Origin of the sequence: Ornithinimicrobium cavernae, assembly GCF_003121625.1 — a bacterium.
In the GTDB taxonomy this organism is placed as follows: domain Bacteria; phylum Actinomycetota; class Actinomycetes; order Actinomycetales; family Dermatophilaceae; genus Ornithinicoccus; species Ornithinicoccus cavernae.
Window position 1 is genome coordinate 41,765 of sequence record NZ_QDDJ01000012.1, and the last position, 14,639, is coordinate 56,403.

At 72.5% G+C, this 14,639-nt stretch carries 13 protein-coding genes and 1 riboswitch; of the genes, 5 read left to right on the forward strand and 8 right to left on the reverse strand.

The genetic code is table 11. The annotated features are described in order from the left end of the window. Positions 1–10: 10 nt before the first annotated feature. Complete coding sequence (locus DA085_RS14280; protein ID WP_109473656.1) at positions 11–850, reverse strand: aminoglycoside phosphotransferase; 840 nt, start codon at positions 848–850, stop codon at positions 11–13. Between the two features lie 23 nt (positions 851–873). Beyond that, positions 874–1,959 (reverse strand): class I SAM-dependent methyltransferase, encoded by a 1,086-nt coding sequence (locus tag DA085_RS14285; RefSeq protein ID WP_161958509.1) that lies wholly within the window; start codon positions 1,957–1,959, stop codon positions 874–876. 152 nt (positions 1,960–2,111) lie between these two features. Between DA085_RS14285 and DA085_RS14290 the strand changes: the two genes are divergently transcribed. Then, positions 2,112–2,801: a winged helix-turn-helix transcriptional regulator gene (locus tag DA085_RS14290; protein WP_109473658.1), complete on the forward strand. Its 690-nt coding sequence runs from the start codon at positions 2,112–2,114 to the stop codon at positions 2,799–2,801. 12 nt (positions 2,802–2,813) lie between these two features. On the opposite strand, the gene DA085_RS14295 is transcribed toward DA085_RS14290, so the two are convergent. Further along, entirely contained in the window at positions 2,814–3,680 is an 867-nt protein-coding gene (locus DA085_RS14295; protein ID WP_109473659.1) for a C40 family peptidase, read from the reverse strand. Position 3,681: 1 nt separating this feature from the next. Then, positions 3,682–3,830: riboswitch (cyclic di-AMP (ydaO/yuaA leader) on the reverse strand. 130 nt (positions 3,831–3,960) lie between these two features. Between DA085_RS14295 and DA085_RS14300 the strand changes: the two genes are divergently transcribed. Next, positions 3,961–5,253: an MFS transporter gene (locus DA085_RS14300; RefSeq protein WP_237565530.1), complete on the forward strand. Its 1,293-nt coding sequence runs from the start codon at positions 3,961–3,963 to the stop codon at positions 5,251–5,253. Here DA085_RS14300 and DA085_RS14305 read toward each other — a convergent pair. Then, positions 5,250–6,128: an AraC family transcriptional regulator gene (locus tag DA085_RS14305; RefSeq protein WP_161958510.1), complete on the reverse strand. Its 879-nt coding sequence runs from the start codon at positions 6,126–6,128 to the stop codon at positions 5,250–5,252. The genes DA085_RS14300 and DA085_RS14305 overlap by 4 nt on opposite strands. Before the next feature lie 28 nt (positions 6,129–6,156). Here DA085_RS14305 and DA085_RS14310 point away from each other — a divergent pair, with 28 nt between their 5' ends. Then, the gene (locus DA085_RS14310; protein WP_202619252.1) at positions 6,157–6,666 is read left to right on the forward strand and encodes a VOC family protein; all 510 of its coding nucleotides are present in this window, start codon (positions 6,157–6,159) and stop codon (positions 6,664–6,666) included. Between the two features lie 44 nt (positions 6,667–6,710). Further along, the gene (locus DA085_RS14315) at positions 6,711–8,330 is read left to right on the forward strand and encodes an LLM class flavin-dependent oxidoreductase (RefSeq protein WP_109473662.1); all 1,620 of its coding nucleotides are present in this window, start codon (positions 6,711–6,713) and stop codon (positions 8,328–8,330) included. Between the two features lie 16 nt (positions 8,331–8,346). On the opposite strand, the gene DA085_RS14320 is transcribed toward DA085_RS14315, so the two are convergent. Next, complete coding sequence (locus DA085_RS14320; protein ID WP_109473663.1) at positions 8,347–8,703, reverse strand: hypothetical protein; 357 nt, start codon at positions 8,701–8,703, stop codon at positions 8,347–8,349. Between the two features lie 183 nt (positions 8,704–8,886). Here DA085_RS14320 and DA085_RS21005 point away from each other — a divergent pair, with 183 nt between their 5' ends. Next, positions 8,887–9,081: a hypothetical protein gene (locus DA085_RS21005; RefSeq protein ID WP_154402209.1), complete on the forward strand. Its 195-nt coding sequence runs from the start codon at positions 8,887–8,889 to the stop codon at positions 9,079–9,081. Positions 9,082–9,126: 45 nt separating this feature from the next. On the opposite strand, the gene DA085_RS14330 is transcribed toward DA085_RS21005, so the two are convergent. From DA085_RS14330 to DA085_RS14340, 3 genes are all read right to left on the reverse strand, one after another. Further along, complete coding sequence (locus DA085_RS14330) at positions 9,127–10,425, reverse strand: M1 family metallopeptidase (RefSeq protein WP_109473664.1); 1,299 nt, start codon at positions 10,423–10,425, stop codon at positions 9,127–9,129. Beyond that, positions 10,422–14,294 carry a Pls/PosA family non-ribosomal peptide synthetase gene (locus tag DA085_RS14335; RefSeq protein WP_109473665.1) on the reverse strand — a complete coding sequence of 1,291 codons (3,873 nt, stop codon included), beginning with the start codon at positions 14,292–14,294 and terminating at the stop codon, positions 10,422–10,424. The genes DA085_RS14330 and DA085_RS14335 overlap by 4 nt, the downstream gene beginning before the upstream one ends. A gap of 85 nt (positions 14,295–14,379) precedes the next feature. Next, positions 14,380–14,631: a hypothetical protein gene (locus DA085_RS14340; RefSeq protein WP_109473666.1), complete on the reverse strand. Its 252-nt coding sequence runs from the start codon at positions 14,629–14,631 to the stop codon at positions 14,380–14,382. Positions 14,632–14,639: the final 8 nt, after the last annotated feature.

The following is a 14,639-nucleotide window of genomic DNA, read 5'->3' on the forward strand; positions in this document are numbered from 1 at the left end:
GGTGGATCCATCACGAGGGCTGCAGCAGCCGCCGGTAGGCGGCGACGTCGCACCCCGGGTCGCTGAGGACCCGGAAGATGGCCGCACGCACCATGGCCTGGCGCGGCGCACCCGTCGCCCAGGCGTGCACGGCCCGGCGGTCCGCGCCCCACCAGCGGACGGCGTCGAGGACGCAGACCGCCTCCGCCCACAGGACGGGGCGCCAGTAGGGCGCCACGTCGATCACGAGCGGAAGGCCGGTGGCGTCGAGCAGGACGTTGCCGGCGAGGTCCCCGTGCACCAGCTGGTCGGGCCCGAGGTCCGTCCCGTCGCACTCCGCGGCGAGCTCGGTGACGAGGGCACGCACCGCGGGCGGCGTGCCCGCCGGGAGCGGTGTGCCGGGCGCCTGGCCGCCGGCGTCCGGCACGGCGCGGCCGGCCGACGGGTCGGTCTCGAAAGCCAGGCGTTCGGCCCGGGCCCAGCGGTCCTGACGCTGCCCGAGGGCCGGCGGCCGCCCGGGCAGCGCCGCAGCCAGGCGGGCGTGCAGCAGGCGCCCGGTGGCCAGCAGGACGTCCAGGTCACGGCACGGCCGGGTGCCAGGTTCGAACCGGCTGGCGCCCCACCCCTGCACCACCCACCGCAGGTCGCGGGCGGGGATGGGCATCGCGATCCGCACCGACCGGGGCCGCTCGTGGTCGAGCTCGGCCGCGAGTCGGGCGAGGAGGGGGTTCAGCCAGCCCGCCGTGGCGCTGTCCCGCCCGGGTGAGAGCACCAGGTCACCGGCGTGGACGCTGTGACCCTGCCCGCCGCCGACCGGGACACCGTGTGCAGGCACGGCGAACAGGTCGAAGACGGCGGGCGAGGGCTGCACAGCGCCACGCTCCCACACCTGCCCTACTGCGGGCGGCGCCCCCAGGTGAGAGCGTGCACCGGCGTCAGGGTCACGTTGCCGAGGTCGGCGAACCCGTGGCGGCCGAGCAGCGCGTCGTAGGCGCTCCTGGGGAGCAGCTGGTCGTCGATCTGCGCCTCGAAGAACTGGATGCCCGACATGATCCGGCCCGGGAGGCTCCGCAGGCCGTCGTCGGTGTCGGGGAACGGGAAGTCGGAGATGACGAACCAACCGCCCGGTTCCAGGGTCTCGTGCACGCGCTGGGTCACCTGGTCGGCGTCGCGGCACTCGTGCATCGAGATGTTGTTGATCACCAGGGCCGCCTGCTCCGGCAGCCTCATCTCCTCCAGTGGCTGGCAGTGCACCTCGACCCTGTCCGACAGACCAGCCTCAGCGATCCGCTCCCGCGCCTGCTCCACGGAGTGCGCGTCACCGTCGACCCCGATGATGCGGGAGTCCGGGAAGTGCTGGGCCAGGCGGAGCAGTCCCTTGCCCGCGCCGCAGGCGGAGTCGACGATCGTGCCGCCGTCCGCCAGTCGCTCGCCCAGACCCGGAACCTGCGCCAGGCCACCAGGGACCAGCCGGGTGTAGAACGGTCCACCGGTGCCGGCGACCGCGTCGATCCACTCCGGGCTGGTGTCGTTCCACCACATCCGCGAGCCGGTCGTCAGCTCGTCGGCGAACCGTCCGAACATCTCCGGGCGCTGGATCAGGGGGAACAGCCCGCCCGCGTAGGCGGGTGAGGTGTCGTCGAGCAGCAGCGTGTCCAGGTGCGGCGCGAGCCGGAACCCGGCGCCGTCCCGCTCGAGGACTCCGGCACCGAACGCCCCGCGGCACCAGACCGAGGTGTAGAACTCGTCCGCCTCGGTGGCATCGGCGAGCTCTTGGGCGGTGGCGCCGGGTCGGTCGGCGAGGGTGCGGATGAAGCCGGCGCGCTGCCCCATCTCGATGATCCGGGTGGCCATGTAGCCGGCCGCGTGACCGAGCAGCAGGCCGACCTGCTCCGGCACGGTCGGCCCCTCTGACGTCTGCGGTGCGCCGGTGGTCGGTGTCGCAGCAGGGCTGCTGGGCTGGGTGGAGAGAGTAGTCACGGTTCCTCCTGGGGACGTGGTTGGACTGTCCCTCCACGGTGCACCCGGACGGCGAGCCGCGACCAGTTCCACACCTGTACTGCACCGGTTCATCATCTGTACTGGTCGAGGTGGCCGGGATGGGCGTAGCCTGCGAGACACGGAGGCACGAGATGAACGGCTACGGACAGTTCTGCCCGATCGCGAAGACGATGGAGGTCCTGGACGAGCGCTGGACCGTGCTCATCATCCGGGAGCTGCTGTGCGGCAGTCACCATTTCAACGAGCTGCGCCGGGGGGTGCCGCGGATGTCGCCTGCCCTGCTGTCCAAGAGGCTCCGGGACCTGAGCCGGGTCGGGATCGTCCTGCGCCAGGAGGAGGGTGGCCGGGTCCGCTACGAGCTCACCCCCGGCGGTCGCGAGCTGGCCCCGGTCATCATGGCGCTGGGTGAGTGGGGTGCGCGGTGGATGAGTCAGCTGGGCGACGAGGACCTCGACCCGCACCTGCTGATGTGGGACGTCCACCGGAACGTGGCGACCGAGGCGCTCCCTGACGGCCGGACGGTCCTGCAGTTCGAGTTCCCGGACGTGACCGACCGGCGGCACGCCCGCTGGTGGGTCGTCGCCCACGGCGGCGAGGTCGACCTGTGCGACTTCGACCCCGGCTACGACACCACGGTCCACGTCATCAGCCCGCTGCGGACCATGGTCCGGGTCTGGCGAGGGGACATCAGCTGGGCGAGGGCCCAGCGCGACCACGGGCTGCGGCTCGAGGGCAGCACCTCGGCGCGCCGTGCCCTGCCCAGCTGGCTCCGCCTGTCGACGTTCGCCGGGGTCGAGCGCCCACCTCTTGCGGCGGTGTAGCGCCCGGACGGGTCAGGGGCGACCGGCGGCGAACAGGCCCGGCGAGTAGTTCATGTGGTTGATCTTCGACCCGCTGAAGCCGCCACTCCAGTCGCGCAGGGAGTGGATCACCTGACCGTCGCCCAGGTAGATCGCCACGTGGTAGATCCCGCTGCCCTGGCTGTAGAACAACAGGTCACCGCGCTGGATGCTGTCCAGGGAGACCCGGCTCGTGGCCGAGTACTGCGCCGAGCTGCCGTGCGGCAGGCTCATCCCTGCCGCGGCGTAGGCCGCCTTGACGAAGCCCGAGCAGTCGAAGCCGCCACCGCTGTCGGAGCCCCAGCTGTACGGCATACCCAGGTGGTTGTAGGCCCAGCCGATCGCGGACTCGCTGCCGCCGGACGCGGGCGGCGGAGCGGGCTCCGGCTCCGGGGCAGGCTCGGGAGCGGGCTCGGGCTCCGGGGCGGGCGCCTCCTCGCGGAGCTCCGAACGGCTGGCCGACTCCTCGGAGCGCGCGTCGGACGCCGTGGCCGAGCCGGAGATCGTCTCCTCCTCGGCCTCCTCGGCAGGCGCCGGAGCCACACCGACGAAACCGAGCTGACCGACCTCGGCGTTCTCGGCGTCGGCCGGGGCGGCTGCGGCCCGGGCGGTGTCGCTCGAGGCCGAGTCCAGGAGCCCCAGTGCGGTGGAGCCCTGGGCGAGGGTGGACGACGCGGCGGGCACGGCCTCGTAGGAGCGCCGGTCATCGGCATCCGTCTGCGGCTGTGCCGCTGCGACGAGGAAGGACGAGGCGAGGAGCCCTCCGGTGGCAACCACGGACAGGGTGGACGTCGCCGTGCGGCGACCAGGGGACAGGGTGGCGGACGCGCGGTGGCGCCCGGCGGGGGTGCGTCGGGTCACGGTGTTACCTCTCCAACGCCTGCGGAGTTAGCTGTCGGGCTCGGGCCGGAGTTGCCCGGGTCGGACCTGCTGCCAGGTCACGGCCTTCGCCCCGGAGGGAGTTGCCTCCCGCGGAGGTGGGTCCCCCGCTCTTGTCAGCGGCACATCAGGGGCGGGTGCGGTGACAAGACTCGGCGTCCGCACCTCGCGGCCCGTCGGGGAACGGGTTCCCACGAGGGTAGACCCTGAAGGAGCAAATGTCACGAAACGGTAACGACACGCTTGCTGGCAGACTGGTGCGGTGACCCACACCGCGGAAGAGCTCGCCGACCGCTCCGGCGTCCCGGATCCCGACCAGATCAGGGCGCTGCAGACCCGGACCGTCGGCACCCTCATGACCAGCCAGATGCTCGGTGGCATCGGCGTGGCCAGCGGAATCGCGGTCGCTGCGCTGATGGCGGCAGACCTCAGCGGGCGCGACGACCTGTCCGGACTGGCCAACACCGCGCAGGTCCTCGGTGGTGCCCTGATCACCATCCCGATCGCGGCCCTGATGGCCGCTCGTGGTCGGCGTGTCGGATTGGTCACGGCCTACCTCATCGGCACCGTCGGGGCGATCCTGGCCATCACTGCGGCGGTCGTGGGCAGCTTTCCGCTGCTCCTGGTGGGCACGGCCCTGTTCGGGGCCTCCACGACCGCCAACAGCCAGGCCCGCTACGCCGCGGTCGACCTCGCACCGCCGACCAGGCGCGGTCGCCACCTCAGCATCGTCGTCTGGGCGACCACGATCGGGTCGGTCCTGGGGCCCAACATCCTGGGCCCCGGCAAACAGCTCGCGACCGCGGTCGGCATCCCGCCGCTCGCCGGGGCCTGGCTGTTCAGTGCGGCAGGCTTCCTGCTCGCTGCCCTCGTGGTCAACCTCGTGCTGCGCCCCGACCCGCTCCTCACCGCCCGGGCGGTCGCCGACCACGGCACCCCGACCGGACCACGCGTGGGTCAGCGCGGCTCCGTCGTGCACGGCATGCGGGCGATCCTGGCCTCCCCCACCATCACCCTGGGGACGCTCGCGGTGACCGGTGGTCACGTCGTGATGGTCGCGGTGATGGTGATGACACCGATCCACATGGCCCACGGGCACGCCGAGGTCGAGGTCATCGGCTTCGTCATCTCCATGCACATCCTCGGCATGTACGGCCTGTCCCCGGTCGCCGGCTACCTCACGGACCGCTGGGGCGCCCGCCCCGTGGTCCTCACCGGCGTGGTGATCCAGGTCGCGGCCTGCGGCCTGGCCGCCACCTCCCACGCCGGCTGGTCCCCCGGACTGCTCGCGGGGCTGTTCCTGCTGGGTCTGGGCTGGTCCTGCACGATGGTGGCCGGGTCCGGCCTGATCGCGGCCGGGTCCTCCGTCCAGGACCGTGCCTCGGTCCAGGGTGCCTCCGACCTGGCGATGGGGCTGTCGGCTGCTGCCGCCGGCGCGCTCGCCGGTGTCGTCGTCCAGCACCTGGGCTACGACTGGCTGGGGGCGGCCGGAGCCGTCGTCGCGCTCGCCCTCGGCGCCTACACCCTCACTGCCGGGCGCCGCGCCACCTCCTAGGTCGCAGGTCGCTGCCCATCGCGGTAGCGCGACGGCGGCACGCCGATCACCGCGGTGAAGGCGCGGGTGAAGTGGGCCTGGTCCGCGAACCCCAGGGACGCGGCGAGCCCGGCCAGGTCCTCCCCCTCCCCGGCGTCGATGGCCGTCGCGGCGTCCTGCAGCCGGTAGCGCCGCAGCACCCACAACGGTGACGCCCCGACATACCGGGCAAACATCCGCTGCAGGGTCCGCGGCGACACGTTGACCTGCTCGGCCACCGGCGTCAGGCTGACCAGCTCCCTGGCCCGCATGAGCCCCTCCGCCCGGCGGACCAGCTGGTATGCCGCGTCGCTGGCCACCCGGTCGAGCTGCGGCCCGAGGAGCTCACCCAGGTAGTCCAGCACGAGACCCCGGCGGACGGTCTCGTCCCGTTCCGAGAGCACCTCCCTGGCGACGTCGTCGACCGGCCCGCCGAAGATCTCACTGGCCGGGAGCACCCGGTCGGTGAGCCCCCGCATACCGGTGCCCCTGAGTGCCGTGAGCCCGCCCGGGTGGAAGGCCACACCGGTCACCCGCCCGGCCACCGGCAGGTCGACCGTGAACACCTGGCTGACCAGGCCGTGCAGCAGGGCGGCGGGCACCGGACGGTCGTGCAGCCGGCCACCCTCGGCGTCCTCGAAGGTGAGGTGCGGGATCGGGTTGGTCAGCACACTGGACCGGAAGCCGCGCTCGGCCGGACGGCGCCAGGTGACACTCCACAGGTGCCCCACGACCTGTGACACCGGCTCGGGGATCGTCTCCTCGCGCCCCACCTCATAGACATCCTGGCCCTCGGCCGGCCAGAGCACTCCCCTGGAACGTCCCGGGGTGAGCTGTCGCAGATCTACAAGCGCCACCCTCCGAAGCCTAGGCACGATGGCTGACATGAGCACAGGAACCAGCCCACACACCCGTTCTCGGACACACACCGACTACCAGCCCGAGGGCTACACGACCCTCACCCCGTTCGTGGTGGTCTCCCCCGCCGCGGACGCCATCACCTTCTACCAGGACGTCTTCGGCGCGCGCACGACGTCACGCATCGACAGCCCCGACGGCACGGTCCTCCACGCGGAGCTGCAGGTCGGCGACGGCCGCCTCCAGCTCATGGACCCCAACGACCAGTACCACAGCGTGGCCAACGACCCCACCTCGGACGAGTCCCGCTTCAGCATCGCGATCTACGTCCCCGACGTCGACGCCACGGTGGCACTGGCCCACGAGCGGGGAGCCAGGGTGCGCGAGGCGCCGGTGGACTTCGAGGTGACCGGCGACCGGTTCGGCTCGATCCAGGACCCGTTCGGCGTGCGGTGGACCGTCATGTGCCGGACCGAGCACCGGACGGACGAGCAGGTCCAGCAGGCCCTGGACGCCTGGGCCGCGACGATGGGGTGAGCGCACCGGGACTAAAGCACTGAGGCAGCGGTGTTGCCACCGGCGTGACCCCTCAGACGACACCCAGTAGCAGCGACTACGGCCACGAGCTGCTGTTCGGCACCTTCCACACCCCGACCAACCAGCAGCCGCAGCAGGCGGTGACCCTGGCGCAGCTCAGCGAGGCCGCCGGACTGGACCTGGTCACCTTCCAGGACCACCCCTACCAGCCCGGCTTCCTGGACACCTGGACGCTCCTGAGCTACGTCGCGGCGCGCACCGAACGCGTGCGCCTGGCGCCCAACGTCGCCAACCTCCCGCTGCGCCAACCCGCCGTCCTGGCCCGCGCGGTGGCCAGCCTGGACCTGCTAAGCAACGGCCGGGTCGAGCTCGGCCTGGGCACCGGCGCCTTCTGGGACGCGATGGTCGCGATGGGCGCCGAGCGGCTCACCCCCGGGCAGTCGGTGCAGGCGCTGGAGGAGGCGATCGCCGTCATCCGCGGCATCTGGGCCGCCGGCGACACCTCGGTGCTTCGCGTCGAGGGTGAGTTCCACCGTGCCGTGGGCGCCAAGCGGGGTCCCGCCCCCGCGCACCAGGTCGGTATCTGGCTGGGCGCCTACAAGCCGCGGATGCTGCGGGTCACCGGTCGTCTCGCCGACGGCTGGCTCCCCTCCGAGGGCTACCTGAAGTCCGACGACGACCTCCGCAGGGGCCACGAGATCATCGACGAGGCCGCCGATGCCGCGGGCCGGGACCCGCGCGACGTCCGCCGGCTGCTCAACATCAGCCCACCCCGGGGCGGGACGGACGCCTGGGTGGACCGGCTGGGCGAGCTGGCCCTGGAGCACGGCATCGACACGTTCATCCTCGCGGCCGACGACCCGGACACGATCGAGGTCTTCGGCCGGGAGGTCGCTCCGGCCGTCCGTGAGCTGGTGGCCACCCGCCGGGAGTATGCCGACACCCACCTCGCGCCGACCCTCACCCCGGGCGCCGCACCAGACAGTGACGCCGCAGGCAGGGTGGTCACCACGACGGGGGCGGCCGGTGCCGTCGCCGGGGACAGCCAGTACGACCGGCTCGGTGTGCACCCCACCCGCGACGACGGCACCCGCCTGGGGACCGCGATGCCGTGGGACGAGGCGACCCGACCCCGGCGGGCCGAGTCCGGACCCGACGTCACCTACACCGCCCGCGGGGCGCAGATGGGCAAGCACCTGATCGACGTGCACGACATGCTGCGCGACGAGCTGCGCCAGGTGCGCTCGATCGTCGAGCAGGTGAAGAACCTGACGATGGACGTGGGGACCGCCCGGTCGACCCTCAACGAGATGACCATGAAGCAGAACAACTGGACCCTCGGCGCCTACTGCGCCCGCTACTGTGCCACGGTCACCCAGCACCACAGCCTGGAGGACGCCTCAGTCTTCCCGCACCTGCGCACGGCCGAGCGGTCGCTGGCGCCCGTGCTCGACCGGCTCGAGCAGGAGCACGTCGTCATCCACGACGTCATCGAGCAGGTGGACCGGGCCCTCGTCGGCTTCGTCAGCCGGCCGGACGACTTCAGTGCGCTCGACGAGGCCGTCAACACCCTCAGCGACACCCTGCTGTCGCACCTGTCCTACGAGGAGGAGCAGCTCGTCGAGCCGCTGGCCCGGGTCGGTTTCTACCCCGGTCAGGCCTGAGCCGCGGCGCCCGCCGTCAGGCCAGACGCAGGCGGTCACCCACCGGGACGGTGAGCGTGTGCCGCTCGCCGTAGCGATCGGGGTGCCCGAAGAAGTCGACGAGCTGCACCATCACCCTCGAGGGTGACGCCTCGACCACCTCGACCCTCACCCAGTCCTCGCCTTCGCGCAGCTCCCAGCTCTCGGCCAGGTAGCTCATGCCGACCGCGTGCAGGCGGTCCTCGGCCGCCTCCCGGTCGCCCACGTCGGCGATCGGGTGCCCGAACACCGTCAGCGGGCGCCACCCTGTGGCGTCCTCGCACACGAACCCGATGAGCTCACCGTCCTCGCGGTGCACGGGGACCCAGCTGTCGGCATACGGCGTGCTCGTCATGGCCCGAGGATGGCTGAGGCTGGCTGCCCGGGCAACAGGTTTGTCGGCCTGCCCGATGGAGGATGGTCACCCAGGCTCGGGCTGGGTGCGCTGCGGGTGAGGACGGCTGCTCTGCGAGGATCGAGGGCCCCGGTCGCACGACCGGGGCCCTCACCACAGCCCGACCAGGAGGTCTCCCCGCCCATGGCTGTCCTCGGCGCCGTCGGCTTCGTCGTCGTCGGCGTGATCCTGTGGTTCGTCGACCCCTCCGCGCGGCCCATCGCGCTGGTGGGCGGACTGTTCTTCGGCGGCGGTGCGTTCGTCCTGCTGCTGGTGCGGCATGCCTCCCCCGGCACCCAGACGTTCACCCGCGCGATGGGAGCGGCCTCTGGCTGCTGATCCGCGGCGGGCGCCACCGCTAGTCCGACCCGGTGACACGCGGCCTCAGCCGGGCAGGCGGGGAAGCACCTTCTCGTCCAGCCAGGGACGGAACCACGCGGACAGGTCCCGGCCCACGGCCTGCGAGCAGTGCGCGACGAACTGCCGCGTCGTGACCGAGCCACCCCGGTGGTCCGCCACCCAGGAGCGCAGGATGCCGAAGAACGCCTCGTCGCCGACCTCGGACCGCAGCGCGTGCAGGGTGAGGGCACCCCGCTTGTAGACCCAGTCCTCGAACATCAGCGCCGGCGTCGGGTCACTCAGGGGAGCCTTCTGCGCCTCTCCGGCGAGGATGCCGTGGTGGTGGCGCGCCCACTCGTCCGCCGACCGGTGACCGCTCTCCTCGGACCACAGCCACTCGGCGTAGCAGGCGAAGCCCTCGTGCAGCCAGATGTCGCGCCACTCCCCCGCGGTCACCGCGTTGCCGAACCACTGGTGCGCCAACTCGTGGGCGACCAGGCGCACCGACTCCCAGTCCGCGGAGGCGAAGTTGCGCCCAAACGTCGACAGGGACGCCGACTCCAGCGGGATCTCCAGGGGGTCGTCGGTGATGACGGCGGTGTAGCGGCTGAACGGGTAGGGGCCGAAGCGGTCCACGAAGAGGGCCATCATCTGCGGCTGCCTCCCGAACGAGGCAGCGAAGCCGTTGCGCTTGATGTTGGCCGGTCCCACCACCCGCAGCGGCACGTCGGCCTCCTGCTCGGTCACGGTGTAGCGGCCGATCTGCACCGTGGCCAGGTAGGGCGCGATGGGCTCGGTCTGCCGGAAGGTCCAGGTGCGCCTGGCCCCGCGCCGCTGCACCGACACGGGGTCGCCGCTGAACTCCACGTGGTAGTCGGCGGCCGTGACCAGCGTCAGCGCATAGGTCGCCTTGCTCGAGACACGGTCGTTGCACGGGAACCACGAGGGGGCCCCGTGCGGCTGCGAGGCCACGATCACCCCGTCCTCCAGCTCCTCCCACCCGGCCGGGTCCTGACCGCGCTTCCGGATCGGCCTGGGGTTGCCGGAGTACTTCACGGTGACGGTGAACTCCTCCCCCTGCGGCACCGGCTCCGCCAGGGTGACCGTCAGCCTGCCGTCCAGGGCGGTGTGCCGGGTGACCCGTCGCCCGGCCACCGTCACCTTCAGCGGCTTGAGCCGCAGATCAAGGGCCACCTGCGAGAGAGGCTCCAGCGCGCGGCAGGTGAGCACCGCCGTCCCGTCCAGCTTGTTGCTGGGCAGCGCATAGGTGAGGGACAGGTCATAGTGCGCGACGGCATACCTCAGGTCCCCGTGCCCCGAGATGTAGGGATCGGCACCTCTCACTGCTCAACCTCCTCGTCCCAGGGGCCGATCGGGTTGCCGATCCACCGCGTCTGGGAGGGTACCGACTCTCCGCGCATGACCAGGGAGGCCGGGCCGATCGTGCTGTGTCGGCCGATGGTCGCCGCCGGCAGGATCACACTGTTGGGTCCGAGGGTGGCGCCCTTGCGCAGGGTCACCCGGTCCATGCTCAGGACGCGGTCGTGGAACAGGTGGGTCTGCACGACGCAGCCGTGGTTGACGGTCGAGCCGTCACCCAGGTGGACCAGGTCCGTCTCGGGCAGCCAGTAGGTGTCGCACCAGACCCCGCGGCCGATCTGGGCCCCCAGCATCCGCAGCCAGACGTTGAGCGCCACCGTCCCCTGGGTGACCGAGGCGAACCAGGGCGCCGCAAGGACCTCGGTGAAGGTGTCGGCCAGCTCGTTGCGCCAGACGAAACCGGACCAGAGCGGGTGGTCCTCGGTCGTGTGCCGCCCCACCAGCGACCACTTCGCGGCGACCGTGAGCAGGGCCGCCACGGCACCCACCGCGAGCATGACCACCCCGCCGAGGGCGAACGCCGCCAGCGGGTGCCAGGTGAGCAGGACCAGCAGGGCTGCCGCCACCGCGACGTGCAGCAGCACGTGGAGCACCAGGACCACCAGCCGGCACGTCTCGACGGTCCCGCGGTAGACCCTCAGCCGTCTCGGCGGGTCGTAGGTGCGGCTGGAGTCGACGTCCTCCGCCGCCCGCCGGAGCCGGGTGGGCGGGCTGCCCAGCCACGAGGAGCCGCGGCTGATCGCCTTGCGCTGGGGGGCCGCCGAGAGCACCGCCACGAGCGACTCCCGGGGGACCCGGCGACCGGCGGAGACCATGCCGGAGTTTCCGACGAAGGCGCGCTTGCCGATCTTCACCTGCTCGACCCTGATCCACCCGCCGCCGAGCTCGTAGCAGCCGATCAGTGTGTCGTCGGCGAGGAAGGCGTGGTCGTTGATGTGCGCGAACTTCGGGATCAGCAGCACGGTCGAGGCCTCGACCCCCTTGCCCACCCTGGCTCCCAGCAGGCGCAGCCAGAACGGGGTCAGCGCCCCCGAGTACAGCGGGAACAGCCAGGTGCGCGCCTCGTCCAGCACCCGGAAGGTCAGCCAGATCCGCAGCCCGGAGGCGGAGCGGGTCGGGTGGTGCCCCGCCCGCAGCCCGAGGGAGCACCCGCGGACCAGCGCGAGCACGAGAAGTCCCAGCACCGCATACCCCGTCAGGGCCGCGAGCGGCAGCCACGGGAGACCGGTCCGCACGGCCTCGCCCCACGAGTCGGCGTCCTGCACGACGGGCCACAGGACCGCGGCACCGGCAACCGAGGCCAGCACGGGCAGGCCGGCCACGAGGAGGCCTGCCAGGGCGAACCCGAGCCACCACACCCGGCCGCGGGGCGGCCGCCCGGTCTCCCACGGGCCGCGCGCGCTGGCGGAGACCCGCTCAGCGGGCGAGCCCGACCAGAACTCGCCCCTGGGCACCTCCCCGAGCACCAGCGAGCCGGGCGCGATCACGGCGCGGGCACCCACGTCGGCGCCGGGACCGAGCGTGCTGCGGGCACCGATCCGGGCCCGTCCGCCGATCCGGATGGGCTCGATGTGCAGGAGGTCCCCGTCGATCCAGTAGCCGGTGAGGTCCACCTCGGGCTCCACCGAGGCACCCTTGCCGATCTCCAGCATGCCGGTGACGGGCGGGAGGGCGTGCAGGTCGACGCCGTCGCCGATCCGGGCGCCGAGCAACCGGGCGTACCACGGCAGCCAGGGGGCGCCGGCCGTCGACACGGCCGCCAGCTCGTCCTGGATCCGGGCCGCGAGCCAGACCCGCAGGTGCACCTTGCCCCCGCGGGGCCAGGAGCCGGGACGGACCCCGCGCAGCACGCCCCGGACGAGGAGCGCGGCCAGCGCCATCCGCACCGGCGGCACCAGGAACACGAGCGCCGTCAGGACGATCATCCAGACCGGGAAGGCGGGCAGCCAGGACAGTCCGGGTATGCCGTGGGCCAGGGTGCTGGCCAGCAGCACCCAGGCGACCCACCGGCCGGCAGCCAGGGTCCGTAGCGGGAGCAGGGCCACGAGCTGGCCCACCTGGGTCTTGAGGCGGATCGGTGGCACGGTCCGGTCGGACCGGGCCGCGGCGGGTCCGAGCCGCTCCAGGGCTGCGGCCAGGGCACCGAGCCGCGGGTTGCGGTACAGGTCACCGACTGCGACCTCGGGGTACTGCTCACGGAGGCGCCCCACCACCTGGGCAGCGGTGAGGGAGCCACCGCCGAAGTCGAAGAAGTCGTCCTTGGGCGAGACCACCTCGGCGCCGAGGACATCGGCCCAGATGCCCGCGATCCACAGCTGCAGCTCGCTGAGACCCCGCGGCCCGGGACCGGACCTGGCCAGGGGCCACGGCAGGGCGTCCCGGTCGACCTTGCCGGAGGTCTTGGTCGGCAGGTCGTCCACGACGGCCAGCCGGGGGACGAGGGCGGCGGGCATACGCTCCCGCAGCAGGGCCAGCGCTGTCTCGGAGTCGTAGCTGTCATCGACCGCGAGGTAGCCCACCAGGAGCTGGTTGCCGGACGCTGTCTTGCGCACGGCCGCGGCCGCCCCGGCCACACCGGGCAGGCCCAGGAGCTGGCCGTCGATCTCCCCCAGCTCGATGCGCCGTCCGCCCAGCTTGACCTGGTCGTCCGCGCGCCCGGCGAAGAGCAGTCCGTCCGGGTCGTTGACCACCACGTCGCCGGAACGGTAGGCGCGCTCCCAGCCCAGCGTCGGCATCGGGGCGTACTTCTCGGCGTCCTTGGCGGGGTCGAGGTAGCGGGCCAGTCCGACGCCACCGATGATGAGCTCGCCCGGCTCCCCCTCGGCGACCGGCCGTCCCTCGCCGTCGACCACCGCGAGGTCCCAGCCGTCCAGCGGCAGCCCGATCCGCACCGGCTCGGTGCCGTCCAGGATCGCGCCGCACGCGACAACGGTCGCCTCGGTCGGGCCGTAGGTGTTCCAGACCTCCCGGCCGGGGGCCTGGAGCCGGGCGGCGAGCTCGGCGGGGCAGGCCTCGCCGCCCATGATGAGCAGGCGCACCGCGTCCAGGGAGGACGCCGGCCAGAGGGCCACCAGGGTGGGGACGGTCGACACCACCGTGATGTCGTTGGCGACCAGCCAGGGACCCACGTCGACGCCGGAGCGCACCAGGGAGCGCGGGGCCGGCACGAGGCAGGCGCCGTGGGCCCACGCCAGCCACATCTCCTCGCAGCTGGCGTCGAAGGCGACCGACAGGCCGGCCATCACCCGGTCCGCCGGACCGATCGGGTCGTCCTGCAGGAACATCCGGGACTCGGCATCGACGAACGCGGCGGCGTTGCGGTGGGTCACTGCGACGCCCTTGGGAGTGCCGGTCGAGCCGGACGTGAAGATGATCCAGGCGTCGTCCTCCAGAGTCGCCGCCTCCCCCGGGACGCCCGTGGGACCGCCCTCACGCAGCGTGAGGCTCAGGTCGTTGCCGAGCACCGCTGCGACGTCCGCCTCGCCGAAGACGACCCGGGCCCGCTCCTCCGGGTCGTCGGCATCGACCGGCACGTACGCCGCCCCGGCCAGAAGCACGCCGACGATGGCCACGTACAGGTCGGTCGTGCCGGACTTGATGCGCACGCCGACCCGCGCGCCGCGCCCGATCCCGGCCTCGGTCAGCCGTGCCGCCAGGTGCAGACCGGCCTCGTGGAACTCGGCGTAGGTCATCGTCTGGGCGCCGCTGTCCAGGGCCATGGCGTCCGGTGCCTGCTCGACCGTCCGCTCCAGGATGTCGACGAGGGTCCGTGGTGCGGGCGCCCGCCCGCCCGCGAGCAGCACCGGGGGGACGGCATGGCCGGGTTGAGTCACGATCGGGTCTCCAACGAGGGTGTGTGGTGCGCTGTGGACGAAGCGTCACGTGGGGGCAGGGGGATGGTCCGGCCCGTGGGTGGGCTCAGTCCTGTTTCCGTCGTCGGACCACGATGTCCGGGTCGATCCGCCTGGCGTACTTCTTGTGCACGGCCTGTCGCGTGACCCCCAGGCACTGGGCAATGTCCTTCCAGGACATGCCCGTTCCGAGGGCCGCCTCGACCTGGCGCAGCTCCAGGGTGCTGACGAGGTCGCGCAGCGTGGCGACCGCCTGCAGTCCCTTGCGCGGGTCCTCGGTGTCGGAGGCTCGTGCGACGACTGCGGCTGGCTTCTTCACCAGAGCAA

What these genes read in the sequence shown, in the direction of transcription:
- DA085_RS14320 (WP_109473663.1), bottom strand. Translation starts at nt 8,703, where the DNA reads ATGACGAGCACGCCGTATGCCGACAGCTGGGTCCCCGTGCACCGCGAG.
- DA085_RS21005 (WP_154402209.1), top strand. Translation starts at nt 8,887, where the DNA reads ATGGCTGTCCTCGGCGCCGTCGGCTTCGTCGTCGTCGGCGTGATCCTG.
- DA085_RS14310 (WP_202619252.1), top strand. Translation starts at nt 6,157, where the DNA reads ATGAGCACAGGAACCAGCCCACACACCCGTTCTCGGACACACACCGAC.
- DA085_RS14290 (WP_109473658.1), top strand. Translation starts at nt 2,112, where the DNA reads ATGAACGGCTACGGACAGTTCTGCCCGATCGCGAAGACGATGGAGGTC.